Raw genomic sequence first — 17,080 nt, 5'->3', positions numbered from 1 at the left:
CTGCCTTTACCGGCAGGCTTTTTTGTTGCTATATGTAACAATATTGGTTTAACTATTAAATATATTATCAAATGCATGAAAAATAATTCAATTACTTATACCGTATATTAATTGGCATGCGTTACTTTGTCTAAAAAACGCATTAATGATATTTAAAATATTATATTAAAAAATAGGGATTGAAATGATAAAAGGTAATATTCTAGGGGATGTAAGAGCAGAGCAAGATACAAAAATGCTTGATTCTGCTTTTTGGGAGTCTTCCGATTATAAGGCGCTTTTGGAATCTTATGATAGGCCTATCGTAGTTGGTAGGCGCGGTACAGGGAAAAGCGCTTTAGCTCATAAACTTGCAAATCATTGGTCAAATAAGCCTAAAACTGTCGTAATAAAAATAGCTCCAGAAGAAGAGCAGATTATTGGTTTGAGAGATATTTTTGAACTTTTCGGCGAGAAATACTTGCATATAAAAGCTGGTACTAAAATGGCATGGCGATATGCTATATATATGGAGGTTATTTCTGATATTGCTTCGCATTATAAGTATCAGAAGAATTTGGATGTGGCATCTATAAAAGATCACCTTTCATCATGGGGGGCTAAACGAAAGGGTATAACCTCAAAGGTAAGAATTAAGTTAAGATCGATATTTGTAGAAAATCAAAGTCCGCAATCTAGGATTGCAGATTTATCCGACGCCCTAGAACTAGATTTAATAGAAGAAGTGCTTTGTGAAGCACTTGAAAAGTCAAATGTAAGTTATGTGATATTCGCTGATAAATTAGACGAAGGATATAGTCCTGATAATTTGGGAGTGGCAATTGTAGATGGATTTGTTCAGGCGGTTATAGATATAAAAACAAAAATTAATGAAAGAGTGATAGCTTTTGCTTTTGTAAGAGATAATATATATAGAGCTATTTCAAAATTAGATCCCGATTTCACAAGAAATATTGAGGGACAGACGCATAGATTGCATTGGGATGAATATAATCTATTCAATATGGTCTGTAACAGATTTAGAGTTGCATTTGACTGTGGTATTGAAAATAACATCCGAGTTTGGAATAAGTATGCAGTTAGAGATTTAAAAGGAAATGAGGGTTTCCGAACGGCATTAAAGCTGACGCTGTATAGACCTAGAGATATTTTGGTTTTGCTTAATGAAGCATTTTTAAGAGCTAATAGTCATAATAGGCAAGAAATAATTTTAGATGATATTGAAGTTACAGCCAAATCAATATCTATCAATAGGCTTTCTGACCTACATAAAGAGTATGAATATATATTTCCATCGCTAGAAGAATTTACTTCGGCTTTTTACGGCTCTACTTCGGAAGTAAGTGTGTCCTCTGCTATAGGAAAAGTTAACCTCATATTAGGTAAGGATGAATTTGAGAAAGAAAAGCAGCAAGACATATTTATAATTGGTAACCCTAAAGAAGTTCTTCAGCGATTATATAGTATTGGTTTTTTAGGTATTTATAATGATCAATCGGCGTCATTTGTTTTTTGTCATGATGGTAAAGACCCTGATCGTGATTTTGAAGATAGTGCTCGGCTTCTTATACATCCGTGCTATTGGCTTGCGTTGTCAACAACGCAGTCTGAGTTAAAGTTAGACGAGGCTGAAGACATTCATGATGAATACGATATCGAAGTTACCTCTGTATCCAAGGAGCAAAGGAACCAGAAAATAGGCGCTCTCCTATCAGAGCTTGAAGCAATTTCTGAAGGAAAAAATGGTGCTTATGATTTTGAAGGATGGTGCCTTAAAGCAATAAAAATAATTTTTGCAGGAGTATTGTGCAACGTTGAGGCTAACCCTAATAAAAATGGACTTCAACAAAGAGATATAGTCGGGACTAATTTGGGTGAAACAAAGTTTTGGGAAAGAGTTCTACAAGACTATAAAACAAGGCAGGTTGTGTTTGAAGTCAAGAACTATAGAGATTTATCAGCTTCTGAGTATAGGCAGGTAAATAGTTACTTATGCAATGACTATGGAAGTATTGCGTTTATAATAACAAGAGATCATAGTAATAACTTGACAAAAGATCGTGAACTTAATTGGGCAAAAGAATTATACTGTAATCATAATAAGCTTGTGGTAAAGCTTTCGTGTAAGTTCATAGAAAAACATCTTCGAAAAATTAGAAGTCCGCAGAAACATGATGCTTTGGATAAAGAGCTTAATTCTCTTGTTGATACGTATATAAGAAGATATTTTTCAGCGAAATATAAATGAATAGTTATATCTGATGCGTTCTTAAGAAAGGTCATTTTGTTCATGCTCTTGATTGGTACGTCTAGTCACCAATGATGCCATCGGCTCTAAAGGCCGGTGAAATGTGGATGCAGTTCTTGCGAACGTACTTGGTGTGCGGCTTCATGTGTGGTCGAGATCGGAAATCTCGAAAGCATCAAAAAAGCAACGCTACTGAATCATACAATTGCTCGAAGATGTTGTTAGGTGTGGCGCCGCGGTGGTAGTAAAGGTGGTTTTGAACAGTAGGTGCCTGTATCCGGTTAGAGTGAGCAAGGCGAGTGGATTTCGCAATATCGATTCGATGCCCATGGAAGTTATCATGGGCACGGCGACAACTTCTTTTATTGAATCTCTCACGCATCAATCACTACACGGTATTGGAAAGACCATCGACGGCAATCACAGCGGTATCCGGAGCTACGGTCACGCTGATCGGACGGCCGTGCGTTTTATAATCTTATGTGAGAAATCCTGAACTAAATTGAATGGGGCGCCGTAAGGTTGGCCATTGCTGGAAGGTACAAAGACAACCTTATAGCCCACGGGATCTGAGCGGTCCCAACTACCGTATTCGTCGATGAACACGCCTTCCTGAACGGAGGTGAGGTAGTCGGGTACTAGGCCTGGCCCAAGTTCGTCGCGTTCGCTCATCATCGCTCAGATTTCATCCGTCTCTGGCTGAAAGGCGGATACAGGTCAGCGTAGAGCATAAAGTCCAAAGGATTGAAGAGCGCGCAGGAAGCTCCGAACGAAAAAAACTGAAGGATATACCCAGGGGTAGTGCGTTACGCCATCATGAACTGACGACGTATTCAGAAGGATGCGATGGATTCGTCGCTAGACATGGCGGATTGAATCATGCCCATGCCTTACTGCGAACTGGCATCGTTCCGCTGCGCTGCTCGCTGTAGCGAACTCTTCATTTCTTTCGCGACGATTACTGACCCGTCCGGGCCGAACCGCCGCTTGCCCGGCTGATCATCGATGCACGATATCCAGCTGCTTGAACGCGCCCCTCGCATGGTCTTCGCGGAATAGCTCATGGTCGCGGCGTATGCGATCAGCGGCTTCCTCGGCGAATGCCACAATATTCTTTATAAATAGATCCGGTGGCCTGATGGCGTTGACGAGTGCTGATTCGATATCGTCATTGACTCTGGTGGACCCATCGGAGAGGGCATGTGTAAATGCGAGTGGGTACGATCATCACGTTTATACCTCCCATTTCCGATCATGCTTCTCTGATCATCAGTGAATCCTGTCATCTGCAGCTGGTCTATTACGCTGCACTCGAAGGGCAATCCTACATGCCACACCTGCTGGAAAAGCTTTCAAAGAGCGCCGTCGATGCCGTTTAAGTCCTTCTCCGTCCGCAAGTTCCTGAGCACCTGACCGCGCCGCTTCACTTCTTGCGCCCGAATGATTACAAACCCCTGAGCCTCAAAAAAGGGCAGGGCGGTGAGGCTTGCCTTAGTGGTAAGGCGCGCATGGCCTTGCTGACGGATGGCATCTTCCACCGTGGTCAGCAGTCCCACCCACCGGCTCAGGGGAAGAGCCAGCTACATCTTTCAGGATGACGAATTTCTGCTTGAGCGAGCCTTGGACCACCGCGGCAGGGGCAGGCAGCCATAGCCCTGAGAGGGTCCTGTTTCAGCAGGTGCCAAACAACTGAGGAAATTATTTAACATAAATTATTAAAGAGGCGCGAATAAATGTCGTTATTAGACAGGCACTTGCATCGTGGTAGAACGCGCGGTGTCTTACTAAAGGCCTGTCAAGAGCCTGCTCCTCAAGAGATTGTTCAATGAACTTCAAAACCCTTGCCGCCCTTATGGGCACCTGTGCCGCGCTCAGTTTGACCGGTTGTGCCTCCATTGCTGGCGACAGCGAACAGAGCGTGACGATTAATAGCACGCCTTCCAATGCGGCAGTTGTGATTACTGACGAAACGGCCCAACAGGTGTTTGCTGGCACCACACCTACTACGGTTACCCTCAAAAAGTCCGATGGCAGTTATTTCGGCGGCAAAACATATCATGTTGAAATCAATAAGCCGGGGTATTCGCCACGCAAGGTGGAGCTGACCACCTCGGCGAATGGCTGGTACATCGGCGGCAACATCCTGTTCGGTGGCCTCATTGGCTGGTTGATTGTCGACCCGCTCAATGGCGGTATGTACACACTGTCTCCGAATGAAATCAATGCTGACCTCGGCGACAAGGTGGCTATCCAGGGCGATCAGCAGTCATTCAATCTGGTCATGATCGAAGATGTCCCCGCTACCATGAAAGACAATCTGGTCAAGATCGGCCAGATCTGACCCGTGTGGGCCGGGCCTGTGCCCGGCTCGGCAGTGTATCTTCCCTTCACCGCGCTCTCGCCCCTAGGCTCACCGATGCACGATATCCAGCTGCTTGAATGCGCCCCGCGCATGGTCTTCGCGAAATAGTTCATGATCACGGCGCATACGATCAGCAGCTTCCACGGCGAACTCCACAATATCTTCGGCAAACAGATCCGGTGGCCCGATGGCGTTCATGATGGCCGGTTCGATGTCGTAATCGATATTGCCGGATTCGTCGGATAGCGCATGCACACGCGCGAGAACGCGCCCGCAGATGCCGGCATACTCCTTCCACTCGCTCTTGGAAAGATCGTCAAGATCGATGCCGTCGCGAAACGGCGCGCGCTCACGTGACGTGTAACTTAAGCCATCGAACTCGATATGGCCGTAGAACACGTCGCCGCGTACCAGGTGCACGGTATGGGCGTGGCTGATGCGCTCGGCGCGCGTATCCATGACGTAGGCCGAGGGCGGTACCAGGCCGGCCAAGGCTGAGCGCCGTGCCTGCTTGTATTCGATGATCAGATCGTCCGTGCCGTCGCGCTTGGGGCCTTCGATCAGCACGTAATAGCGGTTGAGCCCCAGCGAGGCGGTGCCTTGCCCGCGGCGCAGCGCCACGTCCTTGACTCGCATGCCCTTGGCACGTTCCGGCACCTCGATCGCGTTCTCCTTGACCAGCCGATCGGTGATCTTCTGGAAGTCGTCACGGCGCGACGAGATCGGCACCAGCTCCTCGGTAGAGCGAAAGCCGCTTTTCGTCTCGTCGAGATAGTCATCGACCAGCCATTCGGCGCGATTCTCATCGGCATCCTTGAATAGCTTGCGAATGAGCTTCGGCGCATTGTCGAAACGCATTTCTTCGTCCTGCTCGGTGCCCTCGCGTGCCAGCCGCTGCATATCCTCGATATAGCCCTGCACGAAGTGACGCACGATCTTGATCTGATGCTTGCGCTTGAGCTCGCCTTCGGTGTCTGCCGCAATCATGAAGCCGACCGCTCCCCGCTTGATATCCCAGGTGAACGGGGCGTAATAGGACTCATCGAAATCGTTGACCGAAAAGATCGGCACGTTGTTCACGTTGGGCATGACGCCGAAATTCCCGGGATGTACATCCCCAAGCGTGAGCACGGTGGGCATCCAGGCATCGTCGCCGGCCATGTCGCGATAGAACAGCAACGCTGTACCGCGAAAGAATGAAAACAGCGAATCCGACAGCTTGTCGAACTTGATGTCGGTCTCCTCGGAGGACGCCGCAATGCGTTTCTCATGATCCTCGCGCAGCGTTTGACGCACGTGCTGGCGACGCTCGAAGCCGGTCAACACCCGCGGGCGCAGCACGAATTCCCCGGCAGCCACCGCTTCGGCCAACCGGCGAAAGGTATCGACACGCGTGGCCACCACCGGACGTGCATCGTCGAACGGTTCACGTTCGAGTGCGGCCGCCAATTCCGCCTTGCTCATTGAAGAGCGCCCGGCAATCTCCTGCCGCTGGGCTTGCTCGTACAGTGCCTTGCGCGTTGGTTCCGATTTCTTGGCCATGGGTATCCCTTACCTGTCTCGTCTGCGCGTGATGTGGATGAGTCGTGGTATGTCCAGCATGGACGATTTGGCTGGGCGCTGCATGCTCGAAAGGTGGGAACGCTTATACTGGCTTGCATTGCAAAAAGCACATCGCGGCAAGCACCTTCGGGGACGACGGGCTGGTTTTGATTTCGACGAGGGAGAACGAGACTGCAGGTCAAGACTGCAAAATCCTCGATAGTTCACCGGTAAAGCCTGGGAAGGGCGGGAAGGGAACGGCTACGCCGCCAACGCTGAGAGACGCCAAGCCCATCGAAAAATACCCCGAGGAAGGAAGCCCATCGGGGTATTGAGTTACTCCGTCATGAACTTATGACGTGTTCAGGTGGATGTGGCAGGCTCATCGCTAGCCGTGGCGGCTCCACTCTCAGGCGCAGCAGCGTCATTCCCATCTTGGGCGGGTTCATCCTCAGACATATCCCCAGACATAGCGGGCTCATCCGCGACTGTCGGCTGCTGCGAGTTGGCGCCATCCCGCGTTACCCGCCACACCGCATTGGTCAGGTCGTCAGCAATGATCACCGCCCCATCCGGCGCGACGGTCACGCCGACCGGGCGACCACGCGTTTTGCCGTCGCCGGTGAGAAACCCTGAAACGAAGTCGACCGGGTCGCCGGCTGGCTGGCCGTTGCTGAAAGGCACGAATACGACCTTGTAGCCCACGGGGTCCGAGCGGTTCCAACTGCCGTGCTCGCCGACGAATACGCCTTCCGAGAATTCGCCACCTACGGCAGGCGTGGAGAAGGCGATGCCCAGTGGGGCCCGGTGTGAGCCCAGGCTGTAATCGGGCGCAATCGCCGATTGCACTTTTTCGGGTTTTTCCGGTTTGACGCGTGGATCGACGTGCTGCCCCCAGTAGCTGTAGGGCCAGCCGTAGAAGCCACCTTCCTGGATGGAGGAGAGGTAGTCGGGCACCAGGCCTGGCCCGAGTTCGTCGCGCTCGTTCACTACCGCCCAGAGCTGATCCGTTCCCGGCTGGAAGGTCAGCGCGGTGGGGTTACGCACGCCAGTGGCATAGGGCCGGTGTGCGCCGGTCTCGGCGTCGATCTGCCAGATTTCGGCCCGGTCGACTTCTGCCTCCATGCCGCGCTCGGTGATGTTGCTGTTGGAGCCGATACCGACGTAAAGAAAGCGCCCGTCTGGGCTTGCGGTCATCGCCTTGGTCCAGTGGTGGTTGATCGCTGAGGGGAGTGGCGTTACTACCTCGGGCGGGCCGCTGGCCTGAGTCTGCCCTTCCGCGTAATCGAAGCGCACCACTGCATCCTGATTGGCGACATAGAGATTGTCATCGACCAGGGCAAGCCCGTAGGGCGCATTGAGGTTCTCGGCGAAAACCGTCTGCTCTTCATAGGTGCCGTCACCATCGCCATCACGCAGCAGGCTCAAGCGGTTACCACTCGAAACGGAGGTCTTGCCTTTAGCCTTGATAATGCTGGCGATGAAATCTTTCGGCTTCAATTTCGGTGCGTTGCCGCCGCTACCTTCGGCCACCAAGATATCGCCGTTGGGCAGCACCAGTGTCTGGCGCGGTATCTTGAGATCAGTGGCGATAGCCGTGATCGTATAGCCATCGGGCACCGTCGGTTGCTGGTCGCCCCACTGCGCCGGCTCGGGCACCGTCATGTCGGGCAAGAGCCCCCGCTGGGGCTCGGGCAGGGCAGGGTTGGGGCCATATTCTCGCTCCGATTGTGCGGCGCTATTCCCAGAGGCGATCAGTAGAACCGTGAAGATGCTAACGGAAAGGAGGCTGGAAGGCTTCATTGCTTGTCTCCTGCGCTGAGGCTGGAAAAACCGATCCAGGTCGCCGCGCATGCCAGCACGGTAACGATAATCGAAAGAACAAAGCCGGTGGGCATCATGGCCCAGGCATCGCGGGCATGGACCAGCGCATTGATGAAGCCGAGTATCCAGGTGACGAGCAGTAAAGCGATGTAAACGAGGGAAAGACCGCGACGATGGTCGGCTCGAAATAGACCGATGACCCCACATAATAGCGCGAAGCCGGTGAAAACGAGGCCGCCAGCAATCAGCCAGGAGGCGAAGATGCTCCACTCTATCTCGTAAGTCGACACGTAGGCGTAATCACACAACGCAGCGCCAAGAAAGAGCGGAAGGGTTCCGCCAAGTAATATCGCATGAAACGGATTCAACCCGCTTCGGTAAGTTCGTTCGGCAGTGGCTGTCATGGCAAGCTCCTTGTGCTGATCAAGCGAAGACACGGCGCCTGGGGCCCCGGGCCTTCTTTCAGCGCTGATATCGCGGGCATTCGGTCAGAGTGTAGTTTAATTTTGGCTAATATGGCCAAGCTGGGCCTTGCCTCATTAGTGGAATGCGTTGCATTTCATTCAGTTAAAGGCGCTTGCGAAGATCCGCTAAAGGTGTCAGCTACGAGCGAATAAAAACGGGTTGACGCTAGGCTGACTCGTTTTCCTGCCTGTCTTGCGGCGCCTCAATTAAACCGTTTCCATTTGGCGGTGTTGTGGACGTCATTGTTAGCGGGATAGTGAGCGTTCCTCGCCGAAACGCTCCGCGTAAATCCCCACTAGCCAATCGACGAAGACCCGCACGCGCGGTGAGAGTTGTCGTCGCTGCAGGTAGACGACGTTGACTGGCAATGCGGGCTTTTTCCAGTCCGCCAGCACTTCCACCAGCCTGCCGCTGGCAAGTTCAGCGTCGAGGCGGAAGCGTGGCAGCTGAATGAGTCCGTAGCCTTGCAGCGCGCTGACCACGTAGCTCTCGGCATCGTTGACCGTCAACCAGCCTTCAGTCGTGAAAGAGTGCACCTGGCCGTCGATAACGAGATCCAGCGCAGTATCCGGCGCGTTGTGGCCGGAGACGAAATGAACGCCGTGATGGGTGCGCAACGCTGCCGGCGTCGTTGGCGTGCCCATGCGTTCGAGGTAAGCGGGGCTGGCGCAGATCACTTGTTCGAACGTTGTCAACCGCCTCGCGACCAGGCTGGAGTCGGCTGGCTCACCGCTGCGTACCGCGCAATCCGCGCCTTCGCCAATCAGGTCCACGCGTCGGTCGCCGCTAGTGACCACCAGCTTGAGCGCCGGGTAGCGCGCGTGAAATTCATCGAGTCGCGGTAACACGATGCGGCTAGCGTGAGTGCCGTGAAGCTCGACACGAAGCACGCCACGCGGATTGCTCGCCACGGGGTGCAGTGTCGCTTCAGCATCTTCCAATTCCGCCAGCAGATGCACGCAGCGTTCGTGAAAAGCCTGCCCTTCAGCAGTTGGGCGAACCTGGCGTGTCGTACGCTCCAACAGACGCACGCCGAGTCGGCTCTCCAGTTGCTGAATCGCCAGCGTTGCGGTCGCGCGCGGAATATCGAGCGTATTGGCAGCCTTGGTGAAGCTGCCGCTCTCGACAATACGCACGAAGAGTGCCATAGCGTCGAAACGGTCCATGCTGATTGTTCATCCTGAATAAATAATGTTGGCAGCTTGGCTGATTTATCCATCCTGACGGAACGTCCATACTTTTACCACGCACTTCAGGACGCATAGCCCCATCTTCGCTTTACCTTTCAATCTCATGGAGGAATCTGATCATGGCTAACCCTGCACAGAAAGCCGCTCTGGTGACCGGCGCGTCTCGCGGTATCGGCCGCGCCACCGCACTGAAACTTGCCGCCGATGGCTTCGCCGTGGTGGTCAACTACGCTGGCAATACGTCACTGGCCGAGCAGACCGTAGCCGATATCGAGACCCTGGGCGGCCGAGCGCTGGCAGTTCAGGCCGATATTGGTGACATGGAGGCGGTGGAGCGCTTGTTCGCGCAGATCTTGGAGACGTTCGGACGGATCGATGTGGTGGTCAACAGCGCTGGGATCATGCAGATGGCGAAGATCGCCACTGATAACATAGGGATGCTCGACAAGACGCTTTCAACCAACCTGCGTGGCAGCTGGTTGGTGATGGCCAAGGCCGCAGAAACCGTCAGCGAAGATGGCCGCATCATTGCGCTTTCTTCTTCGGTGCTGGGCAAGTCGTTTCCGGGTTATGGCGCTTATATCGCCAGCAAGGCCGGCGTCGAGGGGTTGGTCAAGGTTCTCGCCAACGAACTGCGTGGCCGTAATATCGCAGTTAACGCTGTAGCACCGGGACCGGTGGCCACTGAGCTGTTCTTCGAGGGCAAGAGCGAGGAGCAAGTCGCATCAATTGCCAATCTGGCGCCGTTCGAACGCCTGGGCCAGCCTGCGGAAATCGCCGATGTTGTATCGTTTCTGGCTGGGCCAAAGGGCCGCTGGGTCAATGGCCAGATCTTGCGCGTCAACGGCGGTATGGTCTAAAGCCTCGCACTTTCGAGGCAAGGTACATGCCACTTGTCAGCGAGTCGTGCTGATGAAAGATGCCGCCGTTATATCGGCGGCGTTTTTGTAGCCGCTATTCGAAAGCCACGCTCAGCATCAGTCAAACTTCTTCACCCACTCCTCGACCGCATCCCCGCTGCCCATGCCCGCATCGATAAGGCCGTTGACCATAAACGTCGGTGAGACGTGGATGCCATTCTGACGGGCGTATTTGGTGTGCAGCTTCACGGCCTGCTCAAGGCCGCGAATCTCGAATGCGCTGACGAGTTCGATGCCGCTGTAGTCTTCCAGCCGCTTGAGGATGTCGTTGGGCGTGGCGTCGCGATTGGGGCCGGTGCAGTGGTGATCGAATTCGAATTCCTCACGATGGGCTGCGACAGCGGCCATTACCTGCTTGGCGCTGTTCTTGCCGCCTTCCAGGGTAGAGGCGGCGAGGATGGCACGCGTGATCACGCCGGAATACATGTGCCACGGCTGCGACTGCAACCAGATCTGTACGCGCACGTTCCCTTCGCTTTGCGCCACAAAGTCATCGAGCTTGTTGAAAGTTTTGACCGAGAAGGGGCAGGTCGGCTCGAGAAACACTTCAAGCAGTTGCGGACCTTCGCCCCAGATCAATGGATCGGCGTGCCAGTCGTTGGCCATGATGAACTCCTTGCGCAATAGGTGAAATGTCGGCGGCGGTGAAATGACATTTGCCGGCTTGAAGACAAGGTACAAGATAGCAAAGACCGATTTGTAAGTAGCAGTGTCAAATAGCGATGAATCACAGGGCCGGGCTCGAAAGGCAATGATTAACGCGCTATCGTTTGAAGCAGTACAGGGCGCACCCGATTGCGGGGCGTCATAAATCACGCCGCGAACAAGGAAGGTCTCATGAGCGAAGACAACACCTATACACCGCCCGCCGTCTGGAGCTGGAACAAGGAAAACGGCGGCAAGTTCGCCAGTACCAACCGGCCCATTGCAGGGCCGACCCATGACAAGGAATTGCCGGTCGGCAAGCATCCGTTCCAGCTTTACTCACTGGCGACGCCCAACGGAGTCAAGGCCACGGTCATGCTTGAGGAGCTGCTGGCGCTTGGTCATCAGGAAGCCGAATACGACGCCTGGTTGATCAAGATCGGTGATGGCGACCAGTTCGGCAGCGGTTTCGTCGAGGTTAACCCCAACTCGAAGATTCCGGCGCTGATGGATCACTCCACCCAGCCGCCGACCCGCGTGTTCGAGTCCGGCTCGATCCTGCTCTATCTCGCCGAGAAGTTCGGTGCCTTCCTGCCCACTGATCCGGCTACGCGCACCGAAGCGCTCAGTTGGTTATTCTGGCAGATGGGCAGCGCGCCTTATCTCGGTGGCGGCTTCGGTCACTTCTACGCCTATGCACCGACCAAGATTGAATACGCCATCGACCGCTTCTCGATGGAAGCCAAGCGTCAGCTCGATGTACTCGACCGTCGCCTGGCCGAGACGCGCTATCTGGCTGGTGATGAATATACTATCGCTGATATCGCTACCTGGGCCTGGTATGGCCAGTTGGTGTTGGGCCGTCTCTATAATGCTGCTGAATTCCTGCAGGTGCAGGAATATACCAACGTCCAGCGCTGGGCCAAGGAGATCGACGCTCGCCCGGCGGTCAAGCGCGGGCGCATAGTCAACCGTAACTTTGGCGAACCGGAAGAGCAGCTTCACGAGCGTCACGATGCCAGCGATTTCGACACCAGGACGCAGGATAAGCTGGGCGCTTCGGACTAAGCGCTCGCAGACCTCCCGCGACGGTCGGATGAAATAAATCCTCCTGTCGCCAAGTGAGTTGTTGGATAATGAGAACCCGCCATCCGGCGGGTTCTTCATGTCCGGCTTGGCCAGAGAACACCATCACAAAAGAGACGTAAACAATAGCCATGACCATCACTGCCTTTCAGGCGCTGGCTTGCCCGCTGGACGGTGACCCGCTGCAGCGTGACGGCGCTAGCTGGCGCTGTGCCGCCGGTCACAGTTTTGATATTGCCCGTCAGGGATACACCCATCTGTTGCCGGTACAGAACAAGCGCTCACGCGACCCGGGTGACAGCAAGGAAATGGTGGCGGCGCGGCAACGCTTTCTCAATGCGGGGCTTTACCAGCCGATTGCCGAGGCGGTCAGTCATGCGGCACTGGCGGATTTGCCCGCTAGAGCCTCGGTGAGTTGCCTCGATGCCGGCTGCGGCGAGGGATATTATCTGCGTGAGCTGGCAAGTGCGGCCCGCGAAGGGCAGACTTTGGCATTGCTGGGGCTGGATATTTCCAAGTGGGCGGTTCTGTCGGCCGCGAAACAGGATAACCGGACCTGCTGGGTGGTGGGCAGCAATGCCAACTTGCCCGTGCAGCCGGGCACGCTGGATCGCTTACTGTGCATGTTTGGCTTCCCGGTTTATCACGAGTTTGCTCGCGTGTTGAAGCCGGGTGGCCTGCTTTTACAGGTTGATGCCGGACCGGATCATCTGCGTGAACTGCGTGAAATTATCTATCCCACGCTGAAGCCGGAACGCACGGGTGAGGCTCAGGTACCGGAAGGCTTTACGCCGCTTGCCACGGAAACTGTTCGCTATGTGCTCAAACTTACCGGTGCAGAACAGATTGCCGATCTATTGACCATGACGCCGCACCTTTACCGTGCCAGTGCCGAAGGCCGGGCGCGGGCCGCAGCGCTGAGTGAGCTTACGGTCACTGTCGATGTGCGACTGACGCGTTTTGCACGCCAGACGGGCTAAACGATCATCGGCGCGCCTCGGCACAGGGCAAAATGAACGACACCCCACTCAGCCAAGGGCCGGGTAGGGTGTCGAAGTAACGCTACAGCTCAATCAGAAACTTAACTCTGTTGCTCTTTCTCGAACAGCTCTGCCTTGGCATCACGCATGACATCTTCACAAGCCGCCTGGTGGGCAAGTTGAGTAAGCAGGCTCTGGGTCAATTCAAACCCCTTGCCGAGACAGATATCCAGATCCTCGCGGCTTACTGCCGGAGTCACGTTGTAATCGATCTTTACCGTTCTTCCGCCGCCGTCTAGCTTGTCTGCGTACTCCCGCAGTTGCCAAGCGATCCGTTGTTTCCAGCTGGCTGATTCTTCCACACCGTCTTTTACGTTAAACGTGCATCGCCACTCAGGTCTGTACACCTTCATGAGAATCTCCCGTGCTGGATGGGCTTCAATGGTTGATCGTTTCTTCTACCCCGTAATTGAATATGCTGCGTCTCCCAGCATACGGACTTTCCATGAGAAATGAGCGGAAATGACAAGAAAAAGTTTTATTGACATCACCTTTTTCGAGGTGACGTGATTAGTCTCACTCTCCCCGTTGCTTGATCTGCTCCTTCAACTGCCCCGGCACCTTCTTGATGATCAACCGATCCCGTTCCGCGTCGTATTCGATGCTGTCGCCCAACAGGTGAGAGTCGAAGCTGATCGAAACGCCGCTGGCACGGCCGGTAAAGCGGCGGAACTGGTTGAGGGTGCGCTTGTCAGGCGGAATCTCCGGCGACAGACCGTAATCCTTGTTGCGAATGTAGTCATAAAACGCGTCAGGGCGCTGTTCATCGACCAGCCCGGAAAGCTCATTTAACGTCATCGGTTCACCGCTACGGGCCTGTGTAGTGGCGTAGCCGATTACCGCGTCGGTCTTCTCGCGGCTTTTTTCCTCGGGCAGGTCTTCGCTTTCAACATAATCGCTGAACGCCTTGAGCAGAGTGCGGGTTTCGCTGCTGGCATCGACGCCTTCCTCGCAGCCCAACCAGTCGGCAAACCCTTCGGCGAGCTTCTTGCCGCCGCGATCCTTGAGATAGGACACATACTGCTTCGAGGTGCCGGCCTGCATCTGGGTCAGGTCGATGCGTGCCGCCAGAGTGAGCTGCGCCAGATTGAGCTGCTGCGTCGGGGTAATGTTAAGCGCAGCGTCCAGGCCAAAACCGTCGCGGTGATGCAGCAGGGCCACGCTCAGGTATTCGGTCTCGCCCTGGCGGTTGTGGGCAAACAGCAGATGCCCACCGACAGAAAGATTGTCATCAATCAGCGCCTTGAGGCCTTCTGCCGCCTGGCGGGTAAAAACGACGAAATCACGGGCGCCAGCAACATAATCGGCAAGACCGGCCGCGAAGGGGCTGCGCGCGCTATCGTCACCAAAATGGCCCCAGGCCTTGGTCTTGGCGTGATAGCTGCTGTTGAGGTTCGTCAGCAATTCATCCATGGCTGCAGATGCTGCTATGGCCTGATCGGCAGCGTGCAGCGTGGCGGGCTGGTCATCGGATGATTTGTCGATGCGGTGAACGATGCTATTGATAATCGGCATGGCGGTCTGGGGGATGCCCTGGTGAAACATGTGCAGCGATGATAACGCGCCAGGCAAGTCATCCCTAGCACTCATGATCCTGTGCCTGTTTGATGGCCGCCATGAATTGAGTCGAAAGACGCGAGAGCGCCGCACGGCAGGAACCGGCGGCGCTCTCTTTGAGGCTTAGTTGATCACACCAGAGGTTATTTCAACTGCATGGCATCGCGCATGGTGAAGAACAGGTCGGTCTGATCGGTCAGGCCGACCACGTTGGCGGCGTGGGGGCCGTAGGCGGCAATGCGTAGCTGGGTGCCTGTGTGGCCCTGGGCCTCTTCTTCGGAGTTGCCATAGCTTACAGTCATGACGGCGCCATCTTTGGTGGTGAGGGCTTCGGTCAGACCCGGCGTCTTGGCGTTGGGGTAGACGATCTGGCTGGAGTGGGCGTGATCGGCGGTGACGACAACCAGGGTATTGCCGTCAGCCTTGGCAAACGCCAGCGCCTTCTGCACGGCTTCGTCGAGATCGACGGTCTCACCGATCTGTCCGCAGGGATTGGCGGCATGGTCCTGCTTGTCAATGGAGGCGCCTTCGACCTGGAGGAAGAAGCCGTTTTGATTGCCCTTGAGCAGGTCGATTGCCTTCTCGGTCATGTCGGCAAGCGTCGGAACGCTGGCGGTACGTGTCGGGTTGGGCTTGCAGGTGACAGGCGACTGGTCGAGGTTGCCGTGATAGGTCGCCTTGGGCCCTTCCCAGCGGACCGGCATATTGCCCGGAGCGAACAGCCCTAGCAGGGGATGATCCTGATCGGCGACATTCACACCCTTGAGGTCGGAGAGGTCCTCGACAATACGGTAGCCGCGGGCTGACGCTTGTTCACGCAGCGTTCGGCCCTGCCACTGGCCCGCCGTGGCGCGTTCGGCAAAGGTCTTGGCGCCTCCGCCCAGGGTCAGGTCCGCACGGGTATCGAGTAGCTGCTCGGTGATCGAGCCGCGACCGCCATTTTCCAGGGCATTGCTCGGGCAAGTTTTAAGGGTCGCAGCCGGGCCGTAGCACTTGCGCGCGGTGACGTGGGCATACTGGGCGGCAGGCGTGGCATCCTGGATCTCGGCGGTGGAGACGTTGCCTGTTGCCTTGCCGGCGGCTTTGGCGATTTCCAGCAGGGTCTGGTGGGGCGTTTCGGTGATGTCCACTCCCAGCGCGCCGTTGTAGGTCTTGGTACCGGTTGACCAGGCCGTGGCCGAGGCTGCGGAGTCGGTAACGTAGTTGGGCTTGCCGGTAGTCTTGTCCAGCGAGTAATGGGTGTACTGGCCAGTAAGCGGCAGTGCGTCGATACCCTTGAAGAAACCGCCAGCTCCCTCGGCATAGTTGCGAGCGATGGTGATTTCAGAGTCGCCCATGCCATCGCCGATCAGCAGAATCACATTCTTGGCAGGCTGGGTGGACAGCGATGCCTTCAGGGCTTCGGTCTGATCGCCCTGGAGGCGACGAGCGCCGCCAAACGCCGCAAGGTTGCCTTGAGCCGCACGCTCGAACAGCACCCGTGTATCGGTGGTCGCCGTATCACTGGAAGCAGTGTTGGCGGAGGGCGCAGAGCAGGCATTGAGTAGAAGTGCGGCTGAAACGATAGCGGGAAGCGTAAGCGGATAGCGGGTCATGGATCTGGAGATTCCTGCATTGAATGAAAGGAAAGCGGCTACGGAGTACTTTCCACATAAGGCAGGCTTAAGTTAAGCATCGACTATGACGCTTTTATGACAGCTATGCCTGGGCATGCCTCCAACGAAGAGGCCTTAACGACAAGACGCCGCCGGGCATAGCCCAGCGGCGTCTTGTTACCTCTCTTTGAGAAAAAAGATCACGATTTTGAGTTGTGCTCAGGTTTACCCTTCTGCGAGGTGGAAGCCATCTTGTCGAGCTCTTCCTCGCTCATCGATTCATACATCGATTTAGACGCGCCTTCCAGATCACTGACTTTTGTATCGCCACGCTTGGCGGAAAGGGCGGCACCGGCGGCCATCTGTTGCGCCTTGGATTTTGCGGGCATCGCGTCAACCTCCTGTTGTGAACGTTGCATGTCCTTTGGCCTCCGCTGTCTAAGGCGGAGTGCGAACGTGCTCAGGTCTCACTTTTCATATTTAAGCGTAGTCAGCACGGCCGAGTTAGCCAAACGATGGTTGGGCTATCTCCTGCTTGTATACTTGAAATCGGTAAGACGTCACCAGATACAAAAACACCGGCTGCTGAGAGCCGGTGTTTTGGAG

At 54.7% G+C, this 17,080-nt stretch carries 15 protein-coding genes; 6 read left to right on the top strand and 9 right to left on the bottom strand.

The features are described from left to right. Positions 1 to 184 precede the first annotated feature (184 nt). The 3 genes from C3Z11_RS08890 (at position 185) to C3Z11_RS08875 (ending at position 4,589) form a co-directional block, all read left to right on the top strand. On the top strand, positions 185 to 2,248 hold the full coding sequence (locus C3Z11_RS08890) for a P-loop ATPase, Sll1717 family (RefSeq protein WP_262927309.1): 2,064 nt from the start codon (positions 185 to 187) through the stop codon (positions 2,246 to 2,248). Between the two features lie 1,208 nt (positions 2,249 to 3,456). Beyond that, complete coding sequence (locus C3Z11_RS16805) at positions 3,457 to 3,627, top strand: hypothetical protein (RefSeq protein WP_158700976.1); 171 nt, start codon at positions 3,457 to 3,459, stop codon at positions 3,625 to 3,627. 446 nt (positions 3,628 to 4,073) lie between these two features. Beyond that, positions 4,074 to 4,589, top strand: coding sequence for a hypothetical protein (locus tag C3Z11_RS08875; protein ID WP_106477554.1), 516 nt, complete (start codon positions 4,074 to 4,076; stop codon positions 4,587 to 4,589). Positions 4,590 to 4,658: 69 nt separating this feature from the next. Here C3Z11_RS08875 and C3Z11_RS08870 read toward each other — a convergent pair whose 3' ends face one another. The 4 genes from C3Z11_RS08870 to C3Z11_RS08855 form a co-directional block, all read right to left on the bottom strand. After that, a complete protein-coding gene (locus C3Z11_RS08870; protein ID WP_106477553.1) occupies positions 4,659 to 6,152 on the bottom strand; it encodes a DUF2252 domain-containing protein in 1,494 nt (497 codons plus the stop codon). Positions 6,153 to 6,515: 363 nt separating this feature from the next. Beyond that, positions 6,516 to 7,955 (bottom strand): PQQ-dependent sugar dehydrogenase, encoded by a 1,440-nt coding sequence (locus C3Z11_RS08865; protein WP_106477552.1) that lies wholly within the window; start codon positions 7,953 to 7,955, stop codon positions 6,516 to 6,518. Next, entirely contained in the window at positions 7,952 to 8,380 is a 429-nt protein-coding gene (locus tag C3Z11_RS08860) for a DUF2231 domain-containing protein (protein ID WP_106477551.1), read from the bottom strand. The genes C3Z11_RS08865 and C3Z11_RS08860 overlap by 4 nt, the downstream gene beginning before the upstream one ends. 306 nt (positions 8,381 to 8,686) lie before the next feature. Further along, positions 8,687 to 9,607, bottom strand: coding sequence for a LysR family transcriptional regulator (locus tag C3Z11_RS08855; protein ID WP_106477550.1), 921 nt, complete (start codon positions 9,605 to 9,607; stop codon positions 8,687 to 8,689). 143 nt (positions 9,608 to 9,750) lie between these two features. Between C3Z11_RS08855 and C3Z11_RS08850 the strand changes: the two genes are divergently transcribed. Beyond that, the gene (locus C3Z11_RS08850) at positions 9,751 to 10,491 is read left to right on the top strand and encodes an SDR family oxidoreductase (RefSeq protein WP_106477549.1); all 741 of its coding nucleotides are present in this window, start codon (positions 9,751 to 9,753) and stop codon (positions 10,489 to 10,491) included. A gap of 117 nt (positions 10,492 to 10,608) precedes the next feature. On the opposite strand, the gene C3Z11_RS08845 is transcribed toward C3Z11_RS08850, so the two are convergent. After that, positions 10,609 to 11,157 (bottom strand): DsbA family protein, encoded by a 549-nt coding sequence (locus C3Z11_RS08845; RefSeq protein WP_106477548.1) that lies wholly within the window; start codon positions 11,155 to 11,157, stop codon positions 10,609 to 10,611. Between the two features lie 231 nt (positions 11,158 to 11,388). Between C3Z11_RS08845 and yghU the strand changes: the two genes are divergently transcribed. Both yghU and C3Z11_RS08835 read left to right on the top strand, forming a co-directional pair. After that, positions 11,389 to 12,264, top strand: a complete 876-nt coding sequence (gene yghU, locus C3Z11_RS08840) for a glutathione-dependent disulfide-bond oxidoreductase (RefSeq protein ID WP_106477547.1) — start codon at positions 11,389 to 11,391, stop codon at positions 12,262 to 12,264. A gap of 149 nt (positions 12,265 to 12,413) precedes the next feature. Further along, the gene (locus C3Z11_RS08835) at positions 12,414 to 13,262 is read left to right on the top strand and encodes a putative RNA methyltransferase (RefSeq protein ID WP_106477546.1); all 849 of its coding nucleotides are present in this window, start codon (positions 12,414 to 12,416) and stop codon (positions 13,260 to 13,262) included. Positions 13,263 to 13,363: 101 nt separating this feature from the next. On the opposite strand, the gene C3Z11_RS08830 is transcribed toward C3Z11_RS08835, so the two are convergent. The 4 genes from C3Z11_RS08830 to C3Z11_RS08815 form a co-directional block, all read right to left on the bottom strand. Next, positions 13,364 to 13,675 (bottom strand): hypothetical protein, encoded by a 312-nt coding sequence (locus tag C3Z11_RS08830; protein ID WP_106477545.1) that lies wholly within the window; start codon positions 13,673 to 13,675, stop codon positions 13,364 to 13,366. A gap of 163 nt (positions 13,676 to 13,838) precedes the next feature. Continuing rightward, positions 13,839 to 14,837 carry a nucleoid-associated protein YejK gene (yejK, locus tag C3Z11_RS08825; protein ID WP_106477780.1) on the bottom strand — a complete coding sequence of 333 codons (999 nt, stop codon included), beginning with the start codon at positions 14,835 to 14,837 and terminating at the stop codon, positions 13,839 to 13,841. Positions 14,838 to 15,022: 185 nt separating this feature from the next. Further along, the gene (gene phoA, locus C3Z11_RS08820) at positions 15,023 to 16,474 is read right to left on the bottom strand and encodes an alkaline phosphatase (protein ID WP_106477544.1); all 1,452 of its coding nucleotides are present in this window, start codon (positions 16,472 to 16,474) and stop codon (positions 15,023 to 15,025) included. A 200-nt stretch (positions 16,475 to 16,674) separates the two neighbouring features. Further along, positions 16,675 to 16,863, bottom strand: coding sequence for a DUF3008 family protein (locus tag C3Z11_RS08815; RefSeq protein WP_106477543.1), 189 nt, complete (start codon positions 16,861 to 16,863; stop codon positions 16,675 to 16,677). Positions 16,864 to 17,080 lie beyond the last annotated feature (217 nt).

Source organism: Phytohalomonas tamaricis, from assembly GCF_003012345.1.
Lineage (GTDB): Bacteria > Pseudomonadota > Gammaproteobacteria > Pseudomonadales > Halomonadaceae > Phytohalomonas > Phytohalomonas tamaricis.
Note: the sequence above shows the minus strand (reverse complement) of the source record. Positions and strands in the feature narration are given on the sequence as shown.